At 66.7% G+C, this 11,127-nt stretch carries 13 protein-coding genes; 12 read left to right on the top strand and 1 reads right to left on the bottom strand.

Features of this window, described 5'->3' with window-relative positions; genetic code table 11:
• The 4 genes from AC30N0_RS17730 to AC30N0_RS17715 all read left to right on the top strand — a co-directional run.
• The coding region (locus AC30N0_RS17730) for an ABC transporter ATP-binding protein (RefSeq protein WP_489519213.1) at positions 1-624 on the top strand (624 nt) is incomplete at its 5' end.
• A 10-nt stretch (positions 625-634) separates the two neighbouring features.
• On the top strand, positions 635-1,528 hold the full coding sequence (locus AC30N0_RS17725; protein ID WP_489519212.1) for a PfkB family carbohydrate kinase: 894 nt from the start codon (positions 635-637) through the stop codon (positions 1,526-1,528).
• Positions 1,525-2,550, top strand: a complete 1,026-nt coding sequence (locus tag AC30N0_RS17720) for a tagatose 1,6-diphosphate aldolase (RefSeq protein ID WP_489519211.1) — start codon at positions 1,525-1,527, stop codon at positions 2,548-2,550. The genes AC30N0_RS17725 and AC30N0_RS17720 overlap by 4 nt, the downstream gene beginning before the upstream one ends.
• A 4-nt stretch (positions 2,551-2,554) precedes the next feature.
• Positions 2,555-3,328: a DeoR/GlpR family DNA-binding transcription regulator gene (locus tag AC30N0_RS17715; protein ID WP_489519210.1), complete on the top strand. Its 774-nt coding sequence runs from the start codon at positions 2,555-2,557 to the stop codon at positions 3,326-3,328.
• A gap of 452 nt (positions 3,329-3,780) precedes the next feature.
• On the opposite strand, the gene AC30N0_RS17710 is transcribed toward AC30N0_RS17715, so the two are convergent.
• Positions 3,781-4,206 (bottom strand): DUF3047 domain-containing protein, encoded by a 426-nt coding sequence (locus tag AC30N0_RS17710; RefSeq protein WP_489519209.1) that lies wholly within the window; start codon positions 4,204-4,206, stop codon positions 3,781-3,783.
• A gap of 211 nt (positions 4,207-4,417) precedes the next feature.
• On the opposite strand from AC30N0_RS17710, the gene AC30N0_RS17705 reads away from it, so the two are divergent.
• From AC30N0_RS17705 to AC30N0_RS17670, 8 genes are all read left to right on the top strand, one after another.
• A complete protein-coding gene (locus AC30N0_RS17705) occupies positions 4,418-4,933 on the top strand; it encodes a glycine zipper 2TM domain-containing protein (RefSeq protein WP_489519208.1) in 516 nt (171 codons plus the stop codon).
• A 4-nt stretch (positions 4,934-4,937) separates the two neighbouring features.
• The gene (locus AC30N0_RS17700) at positions 4,938-5,180 is read left to right on the top strand and encodes a PepSY domain-containing protein (RefSeq protein ID WP_489519207.1); all 243 of its coding nucleotides are present in this window, start codon (positions 4,938-4,940) and stop codon (positions 5,178-5,180) included.
• Between the two features lie 16 nt (positions 5,181-5,196).
• Positions 5,197-5,868, top strand: a complete 672-nt coding sequence (locus AC30N0_RS17695; protein WP_489519206.1) for a response regulator transcription factor — start codon at positions 5,197-5,199, stop codon at positions 5,866-5,868.
• On the top strand, positions 5,865-7,196 hold the full coding sequence (locus AC30N0_RS17690; RefSeq protein ID WP_489519205.1) for an ATP-binding protein: 1,332 nt from the start codon (positions 5,865-5,867) through the stop codon (positions 7,194-7,196). Before AC30N0_RS17695 ends, AC30N0_RS17690 begins: the two co-directional genes overlap by 4 nt.
• Before the next feature lie 77 nt (positions 7,197-7,273).
• Positions 7,274-7,702, top strand: a complete 429-nt coding sequence (locus AC30N0_RS17685; protein WP_489519204.1) for a PXPV repeat protein — start codon at positions 7,274-7,276, stop codon at positions 7,700-7,702.
• 209 nt (positions 7,703-7,911) lie between these two features.
• Entirely contained in the window at positions 7,912-8,601 is a 690-nt protein-coding gene (locus tag AC30N0_RS17680; RefSeq protein ID WP_489519203.1) for a hypothetical protein, read from the top strand.
• A 12-nt stretch (positions 8,602-8,613) separates the two neighbouring features.
• On the top strand, positions 8,614-8,982 hold the full coding sequence (locus AC30N0_RS17675) for a hypothetical protein (RefSeq protein WP_489519202.1): 369 nt from the start codon (positions 8,614-8,616) through the stop codon (positions 8,980-8,982).
• 694 nt (positions 8,983-9,676) lie between these two features.
• Positions 9,677-10,825, top strand: coding sequence for a beta/gamma crystallin-related protein (locus tag AC30N0_RS17670; protein ID WP_489519201.1), 1,149 nt, complete (start codon positions 9,677-9,679; stop codon positions 10,823-10,825).
• Positions 10,826-11,127 lie beyond the last annotated feature (302 nt).

Here is an 11,127-nt window from a genome sequence, read left to right as displayed (position 1 = left end):
GCGATGGGCCGCGCGATCGTGCGCAACCCGAAGGTCTTCCTGTTCGACGAGCCGCTCTCCAACCTCGACGCCAAGCTGCGCGTCGACATGCGTTCCGAGATCAAGGCCCTGCACCAGCGCCTGAAGACGACCTCGATCTACGTCACCCACGACCAGGTCGAGGCGATGACGATGGCCGACCGGATCGTCGTGCTCAACGCCGGCCGCATCGAGCAGATCGGCACGCCGCTCGAGCTCTACCACCGCCCGGCGACGCGCTTCGTCGCCGGCTTCCTCGGCGCTCCGGCGATGAACTTCATGCCGGTTATCGGCAGCGGCGGAGTGCTGCGACTGCCGGGGGGTGCCAGCCTGCCGCTGCCGGCCGCGCGCGACGGCCCGGCCGAGATGGGGGTGCGACCCGAGCGCATCCGCGTCGTGGCCGCAAGCGCCGCCGCGACCTTGCGCGGCACCGTCGGCGTGATCGAACCGCTCGGCGCCGACACCCTGGTCACGGTCGTCTGCGCTGGCCACAAGCTCGTCGCCCGGGTTCCCGGCGACAGCACGCTGCAGTCGGGCAGCGAAGCCGGCCTGGTGCTCGACCCCGAAAGCGTGATCCTGTTCGATCCGCAGACCGGGCGGCGCTGAGGCGCACCGCATGCCCGCCCTGATCTGCCTCGGCATCGCCGTCCGCGACCTGGTGTTCACGGTGCCCAGCCTGCCCGCCGTTCCGCGCAAGCTCACCGCCAGTGGCCTGTCCCGGCGCGGCGGCGGGATGGCCGCCACCGCCGCGGTGGCGGCGGCGCGGCTGGGCGGCAGGGTGTCGTTCTGGGGCCGGCTCGGCGACGACATCGAGGGTCACGACCTGCGCCGGGAACTGCAAGCCCACGGCGTGCGCACGCCGGCGCCGTCCATTGCCGGCACGCAGACGCCGACGGCCGCCGTCCTGGTCGCCGACAACGGCGAACGCCTGCTCGCGGTCTTTCGCGGCCAGCTCGACGATTCGCCCGACTGGCTGCCGCTGGCCGAAGTGGCATCGGTGCGGGCCGTGCATGCGGATTTTCGCTGGCCACGCGGCGCGCGTGCGCTTCTCCGGGCGGCGCAGGCGCATCGCATTGCCCGCGTGCTCGACGCCGACGTGGGCGAGCCGGCCGCGGTCCGCGAGCTGCTGCCGCTGGCCGATCATGCGATCTTCTCGGAGGCCGGCCTCGCCGAGGCGGCCGGCCTTGCCGATGTCGAAGCGGGCTTGCGCCGCATGCGTGAACTGACCGCCGGCGTTGTCGGCGTCACCTTGGGCGAGCGCGGCAGCGTGTTCCTCGTCGACGGCGTGATCCATCGAATCGCGGCGATCGCGGTCGTCGCCCGCGACACCAACGGAGCGGGCGACGTGTTCCACGGCGCCTACACGCTGGCGCAGGCGCGTGGCCTGGGTGTCCTGGATGCCGCGCGCTTCGCCACCGCCGCTGCGGCACTCAAATGCAGCAACGGCAGCGGCTGGTCGGCCGCGCCGGAGGCCTCGGCCGTGGCTCAACTCCTGAAGGAAACCCAATGACCGAACTGACCCCCGGCAAGCTGTGGGGCATGCGCCGACTCGCCGACGCGGCCGGGCACTGGAAGATGATCGCCATCGACCAGCGCACGCCGCTGATGCAACCCATCGCGCGCATCCGCGGTACGGCGGAGGCGCCGTACGAGGACCTGGCGGCCGTGAAGGTCGCGATCACGCGGCGGCTGTCGCCCCTGGCGACCGCGATGCTGCTCGACCCGAACTTCGCTTATCCGCGCTGCGCCGAGGCGATGTCGCCACGCACGGGGCTGTGCCTGTCGCTCGAGCATCACATCACCGAGGACAGTGCGGAGGGCCGGCGCTCGGACACGATTCCATCGTGGAGCGTGGCGAAGATCCGTCGCATCGGCGGCGATGCGGTGAAGCTGCTCGTCTGGTACCGCCCGGACGCGGCGGCTTCGGTGCTCCAGCATCAACAGGCATTCGTGCGCCGCATCGGCCGGGAGTGCCGCGCACACGACATCGTGCTGCTGCTCGAACTGCTGGTGTACCCGCTCCCCGGTGAAGCGCCGGGCTTCGTCGACGCGAACCGGACCCGGCTGGTGCAGGAGTCGATGCGCGACTTTGCCGGCGCCGAGTTCGGTGTCGACATCTACAAGCTCGAACCGCCCGCCATGCTGCGCGGCGTGCCCGACCCCGATGGCCCGCAGGCCGCTGCGGTGCAGCATGCCTACGATGCGCTGGGCGCGCTCACGACCCGCCCGTGGGTGCTGTTGAGCGCCGCCGCCGGCCCGGCCGACTTCCAGCGCTCGCTCACCTATGCCTACCGTGCTGGGGCAAGCGGCTACCTGTGCGGACGCGCGATCTGGCAGACCGCCTTCGAGAACTTTCCGGACATGACGGCGATGGAACACGAGCTGGAGTCGGTATCGACCCGGTTCGTCGAAGGCATCAATGGCCTTACCGACCGCTTCGCGACGCCATGGCATCGACACCCGGCATGGCAAGGCGGCATGACCATGGCGGGCGACGGGCCGACCTTCGCGGCGCAGTACGGCAGCCCCTGAGGCCATGACGTCAGCAGCACGTCGCGAGCGGATCCTGGAGCTGATCAACGCCGGCGGCTACATGGCCATCGACGACCTGCTGGCCCACTTTCGCGTCACGCCGCAGACGCTGCGCAGCGACCTGAACCGTCTCGCCGACGAAGGCCGCGTCATCCGTCATCACGGCGGCGCTTCGATGCCGTCGAGCGTGGCCAACAGCAGCTATGCGCTGCGGCACACCGAATTCGCACGCGAGAAGGCCCTTATCGCGCGGCGACTGGCGCAGTGGCTGCCCGATCGCTCGTCGCTGTTCCTCTCGCTTGGTACCACGATGCTGGCCGTGGCCCAGGGGCTTCAGTCGCGCACAGGTCTGAAAGTGATGACCAACAACCTCGAAGCCGCGCAAGCGTTGGCGGCGCAGTCCGGCATCGAAGTGATCGCGCTGGGGGGACGCGTCGAAGGCCGTAACCTCGGCACCAGTGGCACCACCACGCTCGCGGCCGTCCAGCAGTACCGTGCCGACCTTTGTATCTTCAGCGTGGGCGGCATCGATACCGACGGAAGCCTGCTCGACTATCACGAGGGCGAGGTCGACGTGGTGCGCACGATGATGCAGCACGCCCGCCGCAGCGTGCTTGTCGTGGACCACAGCAAGTTCGGCCGCACGGCGTCGGTGCGGATCGGATCGATCACCGAGGTGTCGGCGGTCGCCACCGACCAGCCGCCACCGCCGGCCATCGGCAAGATGCTGCGCCAGGGCAAGATCTCGGTGGTGTGCGCGCCGAGTTCGCCGAGTTAGTTCCACGCAGCCTTGGCGGCCGCATAGCCTTGCCCCTCGCGAACTCGGCAGTGGTCCAGTCGCCGCTGGCGATTGGCGAAAATTTATCTGGCATCCGACTTCGTCTTCGACTCTTGGCCGAAACGGCCAACTAAGTGCCTGCGAATCGACGATTCACCCGACGCGAACGTCCGTGACGTAGGGCGCATCGAGGCCCAGGAGGTGGAGAGTTCTAGGTGCTGCCTAGTTCGCGCCAGAGACCGTGAGTTCGCAGCGCACTCGAGCCGACCGCAACCGCTGCAGAGGAGTCATCCGACCATGCGTACCTGCCGCGCTCCTCAGTGCGCCCCAGGGTGTCGGCCGGCGGGTGCTCCACTCGGTCTACAACCCCCAACTGCAGCCTCGCAGGTCGCCGCCCGGTGCCGCCTCGTGAGAGCGGGCATCACAGCTGGGGCTTCTGCTATTCGATCGGATCAGGGTCTCGATGCGGGTTCGAGCCGCAGCGCGTCAATCCAGCCGACGCTGCGCCCGCCGGTGTTGTCGGCATCGGCCCCGACCAGGATGGCGCGCAGGGGCGGAACTTCGCGCGACTCGTCACCAAAGGCGAGCAGGAAGTCGACGGCAAGATCGTGTCGCTCGCTCAGCCAAGCGCCCGCCGGACCGTCGAGCGTGATGAATCGCACCCGCTTCGTGTAGGCGTTGGAGACCACGCTCCCGCGTGGCCACGACTGATCCCACACATAGCACAACGTGGCGTTCGGCATCGGCCCGCCGAAGCGGGACTCGGCCAGCCGCAGCAGCTGGCGCTCGACGAAAGCCACCCGCTCGCGAGGCATATCGAACAGCGCGCAAACCTTCAGCGCCGCATCGTCGCCTGCCTTACTGCGCAGATCGGGCACCCGGCGCCGCTGACCTGCGCTAGCAGCCCGAACATCTGGCTGAAGTCACATCGTATTAGATCGTCCGTGAAGGGCACGTCAGGCATCCCGAGACCGCACGTCCTATGCGCAAGACGCCCGGCCTGGCCTTCCAGGAGTCAACTGTTCTGTTCAGCTCGGGTTCATGCACCCCCCCGCAGGATGCGACCCATCCTTAGTTGATGGAGCTTTCATGAACCGCTCGGCCCTCTTCGTCCTGCTCGCCAGCGCCACCGCCGCCTTCGGCGTGCAGGCGAACACCTACACCGACAACGCCCGCGTCATCGGCGTCGAGCCGCAGTACGAGAACGTCAGCGTTCCACGCCAGGAATGCCGGCGCGACTGGGTGTCTGAAGAACGCACCACAGGCCGTCGAAACTACGGCGGCGCGGTGGTTGGCGGCCTTGCGGGCGCGCTGATCGGCAACCAGGTCGGCCGCGGTCACGGCCGTGAGGCCGCCACGGCGGTCGGCGCCGTCGTCGGCGCGTTCACTGGCGACAACATCGCCAACCGCGGGCGCTGGGAGCAGCCGGTCGAACCGGTCGTTCGCGAGGTGACCTCGTGTCGGACGGTGAGTGACTTCCAGTCGCGCATCGTCGGCTACCGGGTCGACTACGAGTTCCGCGGCCAGCGCTTCTCGACTTTGATGCAGGACCAGCCCGGCGCGTTCATGCCGGTCCGCGTGTCAGTGGAACCTGTGGGACGATAGGCGGATGAACGCGCTCCTCAGGCCATTCTTCTGCGCGCTGCTGGTCGCCTCGGCGCTGCCGGCATCGGCCGATGTCGGCCGCGACGAGGCCGCCGCGGTGGCGCAACGGGTCGCCAGCGGCCGCGTGCTCGCCGTCGAGCGTGCCGAGGTTGACCGCCGGCCGGTCTGGCGCGTCAAGATCCTCAGCGCCAAGGGCGAGGTCCGCGTCGTCATCGTCGACGCCGCGAGCGGCCGGGTTGTAGGCTGATCGACGGGCCGGCGGCATGCGCGTCCTGCTGATAGAGGACGATGCCGCCCTGCGGCTCGGCCTGGCACGGCGGCTCGAAGCAGATGGCTATCGCGTCGATCAGGCCACCGACGGCGTTGAAGGCCTGTTCCAGGCGCAGGAATATCCCATCGACCTCGTCATCGTCGATCTCGGGCTGCCGCGGCTGAGCGGCATCGACGTCGTCAGCCGCCTTCGGGGCGAGGGCCGGACGATGCCGATCCTGATCCTCACCGCCCGCGGCAGTTGGCAGGACAAGGTCACGGGCCTCGAGGCGGGCGCCGACGACTACCTGGTCAAGCCCTTCGAGTACCCCGAGTTGCTCGCGCGCGTGAAGGCGCTGCTGCGCCGCTCCCTCAAAGCCACGTCGGACGTGCTCACGCTCGGCCCGCTGGCCATCAACTTCTCGGCGCAGTCGGTCCGCCTCGGTGGCGCCGTTGTCGAGCTCACCGCGTTCGAGTACCGGCTGCTCGAGTTTCTGGTGCGCGAGCGGGCCCGCATCGTCGGCAAGCAGGAGCTCTCGGACTACCTGTACCCGCACGACGAAGACCGCGACAGCAACGTGCTCGAGGTGTTGATCGGTCGATTGAGGAAGAAGCTCGACCCGGGCGGGACGTTGTCGCCGATCGAGACGCTGCGTGGGCGCGGCTATCGGTTCACGCTCGGATGAAGTGGCCGGATTCGCTGCGCGCGCGGCTCATGCTCGGCGCGGCGCTGATGCTGATCGTGTTTCTTGCCGGCGCGGGCTGGGCTGTGCAGCGGGCCCACGAAGACAGCGTCCGCGCCGCGCGCTTCGCCCGGCTGCAGACCACCGTCTATCTGCTGCTCGCGGCGGCCGAGGTCGACGCCACGGGCGCCCTCGTCATGCCAGCGGCCTTCCCCGAGCCGCGCCTTTCGCTGCCCGGCTCGGGCTTGTACGCAAGCATCGTCAACGTCGGCCGCGGCCAGACTTGGCGCTCGCCATCGACCGTGGGCCGCGAGACGCCGCTGCTGCCCGACGTCGGCACGGGACAGTGGCGTTATGAGGTTGCCGGGGCCGCGGGACGCGACTTCCTCGCCGTCGGCACCGGCGTGTCGTGGGCCGGCCGCGCGGGTTCGGTGCCGCTGCAGCTGTCGGTGTTCGAGGACAAAGCGGAGTTCGACCGCGAGATCGCCGTCTTCGAGCGCACGTCGTGGGCGTGGCTGGGCGGCGCGGCGCTGCTGCTGCTCGCCGCCCAGACCGTGTTGTTGCGCTGGGGCCTGGCGCCGCTCGGCCAAGCGACGCGAGAGATTCGCGCCATCGAGCATGGCGAGCAGTCGCAGGTCGAGGGATGCTACCCGGTGGAGGTCGCGGCGCTCACCGACAACCTCAACACCCTGATCGCTCAGGAAAGGCAGCGCCAGACGCGCTATCGCGAGGCGCTGAGCTTCCTGGCTCACAGCTTGAAGACGCCGCTGGCGGTGCTTCGCACGGCGCTGAGCGAGCCGGCACAGCTGCCTGCGACGGTGGCGGCGCAGGTGGCGCGCATGGACGACATCGTCCAGCACCAACTCGGCCGTGCTGCCGCGAGCGGCGCATCGCGCTTCGCGCCCACGTTGGCGCTGGCGCCGGTGCTCAACCGGATCCGCGATTCGCTCGCCAAGGTGTACTCCGACAAGGGCCTCGCCGTCACGCTCGAGTGCGCACCGGCGCTCGCCTGGCGCATCAACGAGGGCGATGCTTTCGAGATGCTCGGCAACGTGATGGACAACGCGGCGAAGTGGGCGCGCCAGCGGGTCGCCGTGATGGCCGAACGGAGAGACGACGGCCTGCATTTGCGCATCGACGACGACGGCCCGGGATTCGGCGACACGCGCGCCATCCTGCAGCTGCACGTGCGCGGCGACGAGCGTGTGCCGGGGCACGGCGTCGGCCTCGCCGTCGTCAATGACCTGGTCGCGAGCCATGGCGGCGAGCTAAGGTTATCGCGATCCGGGATGGGTGGCGGGCGTGTCGAGATCACACTGCCGACAGCCTGAACAGAATTCACTTTTCGTTCAGTTCCGGTTCATGCATGGGATCGCAAGATGTCCTCATTGCAACTGCAGGACCTGCCATGAACCGCTCCTCCTCCGCCAGGTTCTTCGTCGCCGCGACGCTGGCCACCGCAGCCCTGGGTGCCGCCACCCTCGCCGAGGCCCGCCCGGATGTCTCCTTCTCGATCGGCTTCCAGACCGGACCCGGGTGGGTGGAGGCGGAACCGGTTTACGTGCAGCCGCGGCCGGTTTACGTGCAGCCGCGGCCGGTTTACGTACAACCGGCGCCGGTGTACGCAAGGCCGCACGTCTACGTTGCGCCGAGCGAGGTGTATGAGCGCCCGCGCTGGGGTGGCTACGACGCGCGTTCCGAATGGGAGCGCGAGCGCGCCTGGCGCCATGCCGAGTGGCATCGCGACGAATGGCGTCGCAAGGAGTGGCGTGAGCGCTATGGGCACCGTGATCACGATCGTGGAGGCCGAAAGTGGCACCACGAGTATCGGGACTGACGGAATCCCACGACCTTGGGCAGTTCTGAACCGTACTGCGGCTGGGCTCGGTCGAGCGAAGTAGTCGTGGTACTCAACGGTCGTTCGTGTTTTGCAATGCGAGCATCTCCCTGACGGTCCAGGTCGCGCACATCGATTGCTAGCTAAAGGCATTTGCACAAGCGTCATACAAAGCTTGCGCATCGCAACGTACGAAATCGGAGGCTTAGATGCAGTTGCGTCCCAAGACAGCACCGAAGATGCGAAAGTGGTTTACCGCTCCGCACTTGCTTTGCACCCTCGGCTTGCTCGCAGGGGGAGCAGTCGGTCAGGCAGCCAATGCCGCCGAGGTCGAGCTGCTCGGCACCGGAACTTTCATGCCGTTCTCCGCGGAACGTTTGGCACGCGTGCCAGCTACCCTGCCATTTTCGGCGGGCGACCTTGCATCGGGAAACTTGTCCTTTGCGATTCGATATGACGATCGGTCAGCAGACTCAGATCCCGACCCCTATGTGGGTCGCCACATCGGCGCGATTCGAGCCGTTCGCCTCACAGTCGGTTCCAAAACCCTGGAACTGCCAGTCCAACAAACCGAGATCGTCGTCAGTGACGGGGGTCTGGGCTTTCCCGAACGCGAGTCGATTCGGCTTCAGGCCACAGCGAAACTGACCCATGGAGTCATGCAGTTCAGTTGGACCCAGGTCAGGCAGACGCCCACCCGCATGGACCTGCGCGGAGCCACGGGCGCAATCGCGAGCGACGCGATGCCAGCGCCGGCGCTGGTAGCGCACCTACCGACTGATCGGCCGTTCGACCGGTTTTTCCTGGTTCGTGTCGATGCTCCGGACCAGGCGAGGCCGCTTCTCTATCTGTCTTCGTCCACCCTGTCGGTGTCCGCCCGGCCACTCGCCGCACCTTGAGAGGGAACCTCGATGTTGCAACTTAATGGCTCTTTCCGGCGCTTGGCAGCCGCTGGAGCCCTGGCGTTCCTAGCTGGGTGCGGTGGAGGTGGCGAAGCAGACGTCGTCGTCATTGTTGAACCCACGCCGTTCGTTGCTGCCTTGGAAATCGTCCTGACGCGGATCGGTCCCGAAACCGTGCAAGTCGACTGGAGCGACGATCCGTTCGTCGACGTCTTTACCGTGAGTCGAGACGGCGGCGTCCTTGCGAACGTCACATCTACGACACTTGTCGACGACTCCGTGGTCTTCGACCGAGACTATTGTTATTCGGTGACCGGATACGACAGGTCAGGAAACTTGATTGCTGCAAGCGGTACCGCGTGCATCACTCTATTCTGAAGCGGGGCAGGGCTTCTTGTGAGCGCAGGCTAGTTGAAATTGATCCCATTCCGAGTCCCAGTCCCAATCGTCATCGTCGAAGGGGTGGAGGTCCTCCTCGGCGTCACTTCCGCCGTTTACGGCGCCGATGCGAAAGCCAGTCCCACCTGGGTCACCGAGTACCAGGAGAGCCGCGGCTGCAAGGGCGGCGGCGAAGAATCTGGCAGCACGAGGCACTTGATCTTTCGAAGGTGGGGTGAGCCATCCTGCGCGGACGACGATGAACGCAACCTGAACAGACGCGTGAGCGGCCCGAGGCGCGTACAGATCATGTTTGACGCATCGCTGACGTCGTAACTAGTTTCTTGGCTTCCTGGGCGCCAGCTCATATGCGGTTCGAATATGGCCGCCTAACCCCGTGAGCCCACCCGTTGTCTGCTTCACCCCTTCGTGAACAAGTCGAGGCTTCCCTGTCGCCACAGATGATGATCGGAACGTCCATGCAAGCATCATTGCGGGATCGCATCCCAAAGCTCCTACAAGGAACGTCATGAGAACCTGCCTCCAGGCGGCTAAATTCGCTGCAGCGCAAGGCAAGCAACAGGCAGCTCGTGCCTACAGGCAATTGCCCTGCCTCGGATGGAGCTCGGTCCAGGGTCGAGCGAGTCGTTCGGGCTTAGCAGTGCTCGTGGCAGGCTGTTTCATGGCATCTGCCATGGCTGCAGAGATCACTCTTTACGAAGGCGTTGGATTCGACGGAGGGCAGCTCACGCTGCGAGGTTTCACGCCGAGCATCCTCAGCACCGGCTTTAACGACAGAGCTTCGAGCATCGTCGTGAGATCCGGCCGTTGGGAGGTCTGTACCGATTCGGACTTCAAGGGTCTGTGCGTCACGCTTCCTCCGGGCGAGTATCCGACGCTCGACCAGCGCCTCAGTGAACGTATCAGTTCCGCCCGCGAGGTGGGAAGCAATAGCGACAATCGAGGCAGCTACAGCAACTATGGCCGCGGATCCATCGAATTGTTTGGGCAGCCGGACTTCCGAGGCCGCACGATGCGTCTCGATACAGACGCTGAAACACTGCAAGGCACCGGCTTCAACGATCGCGCCTCGAGCGTCGTCGTGACCGCAGGCACCTGGCAACTGTGCTCGGACGACGGCTATGCAGGAAAGTGCCGGACCTTTACTCCCGGGCGCTATGCGGATCTGGGCTACGGCATGGTCAAAGAAATATCCTCGGCACGTCTGGTGCGCTCGGCGCGAGATGCCCCCGCTGTCGTCAACAATGGGTCCGGCACTGGCTCGCAGGCACCCGCTGTAGCGACTGGACGAATCGTTCTCTATGGCGATGAAGGCCTGAACGGGGAAAGCGTTGCTGCCTCGCGGGCGTTTATCGACCTGAACCGCACCGGTCTGGGGGAAGATGGCGCGTTATCGGCTTACGTCGAATCGGGAAGCTGGATGCTGTGCACCAATCCGAACTTCGAAGGCAAGTGCGTCGTCGTCGGACCCGGTCGCTATGACAGGCTGAACAACGTCGGTCTGCGACGACCGGTCGAATCGGTGCGACCTGTTCCTGCGCCTGCAGTTGCGGCTGCGGTGCCATCCGGCCCGCGTGAGGGAATGGAGCTTTTCTCGGAAGCCGGTTTTCGCGGCGAACGCTTGGCTGTCGACCGAGACGTTGCCAATCTTGAGCGGGCCAGCTTCAATGACCGTACCGCCTCTGTGATCGTCTATGCGGGCCGTTGGGAGTTTTGCACCGACTCCCAGCATCGGGGCAGTTGCGCTGTCTTCGGACCCGGCCAATATCCGCGAATCGGAGGCATGTCGAAGCTACTGTCGTCGGTGCGGCGGGTCCAGTAGAAACGCCGTCGCCGCAGCGGCGCATCCGACAACACAAGTTCGCTGGACGCGTCAGTTCCAGAGCACCAGCGCTGGACTCGCCTGTGCTGCCGATGAAGCACGACATCGACAGGCGGGGTCCGCCGACCGAGTCGCGCACCGTGTGGGCAAGGTGGACAACATCAGGTTCAGCTCGCCCACGCCGGGCTTGAAGAGCCTAGAGGTGCCTACGAACATCTTGCGGCCGCCGGGACTGGCCGTTCCCGCGCCCCCGGGGGCCACGAACGGCGCCGTCGGCGAGGCAGTGCCTGTCGATGGCGAAT

Origin of the sequence: Rhizobacter sp. (assembly GCF_031412495.1) — a bacterium.
GTDB lineage: Bacteria > Pseudomonadota > Gammaproteobacteria > Burkholderiales > Burkholderiaceae_C > Schlegelella_A.
Note: the sequence above shows the minus strand (reverse complement) of the source record. Positions and strands in the feature narration are given on the sequence as shown.